The organism is Bacillus sp. SIMBA_008 (assembly GCF_046535495.1).
GTDB classification, from domain to species: domain Bacteria; phylum Bacillota; class Bacilli; order Bacillales; family Bacillaceae; genus Bacillus; species Bacillus subtilis.
Genome location: NZ_JAWRWL010001264.1, coordinates 1 through 236, shown reverse-complemented (window position 1 = coordinate 236; position 236 = coordinate 1). Strand labels below are relative to the sequence as shown.

The 236-nt window shown below is 36.4% G+C and carries 1 protein-coding gene; it reads left to right on the top strand.

Features of this window, described 5'->3' with window-relative positions; translation table 11 throughout:
- Positions 1-236, top strand: a 236-nt coding sequence (locus SB658_RS27485) for a hypothetical protein (protein WP_410603729.1), incomplete at both ends; no start/stop codon positions are given.

Here is a 236-nt window from a genome sequence, read left to right as displayed (position 1 = left end):
AAAGTGCTGGTCAAAATGGATATTTAAACATTTGCTACAACGACAGTCCTACAGATTTATTTAACAGCTTAAATGGTTCACCTAACACAGGTGGCACATGGAGTCCAGCATTGGCAAGCAGAAGTGGTGTATTTGATCCCAAAAAAGACCTGTCAGGAATTTACAAATACACTATATTAAATAGTTCTTGCGAAAATAGCATTTCAGAAGTCGCTGTCAATGTTTTGAAATTACCA